The organism is Bartonella sp. AA83SXKL (assembly GCF_042196965.1).
Taxonomy (GTDB): domain Bacteria; phylum Pseudomonadota; class Alphaproteobacteria; order Rhizobiales; family Rhizobiaceae; genus Bartonella.
This window is the reverse complement of record NZ_JBHIRG010000302.1, coordinates 1-584: the sequence shown is the minus strand read 5'-3', so window position 1 is coordinate 584 and position 584 is coordinate 1. Positions and strand designations below refer to the sequence as shown.

The following is a 584-nucleotide window of genomic DNA, read 5'->3' as shown; positions in this document are numbered from 1 at the left end:
AAAACTTATGATGATATAGACAACGAGCTAGAGAAAGCACTTGGTATTCAATTAGGTAGGTATCAAAATGAAAAAAATTGAAAAAAATAAAAAATACGTATTGACATTAATAAAAGGTTCGTTTAGAAAGGCGTCAAGTGTGTAGAAACACTTAGCGAATAGCGGATAGGTTACGATACAGCCTCTCCCATGCCTTTTAAAATACTGACTTTCTTTTATGCTATCATTGGCATATAACGATTTATGTCGGGTGTAGTGTGTTATACAATACCCTTTTTAGGGGAAAGCACACAGCGGACTATTCGCCGTGTTTCTAGCACCCGACGCCCTTATAGGGTGTCAATAGAAACCTTCTTACGAATAGGATTACTAGCATGAAAGCTACAGTTAAAAAGAGAAAACCATCCAAAAAATATGAATTGACTAATGAAATAGATCATATGACTGGTCTCACATTATACCGTATACGCGCCTTAAAAGATTTTGGAGATGTCAAGGCGGGGGATTTAGGTGGTTTTATAGAAAATGAAAGCAACCTATCGCATTATGGTACGTGCTGGGTATATGATAAAGCCCGCGTTTTT

The 584-nt window shown here is 36.8% G+C and carries 1 pseudogene; it reads left to right on the top strand.

From position 1 onward, the window contains the following. Positions 1-374: 374 nt before the first annotated feature. A pseudogene (locus ACFINO_RS11275) lies at positions 375-584 on the top strand (hypothetical protein); the annotation flags it as partial.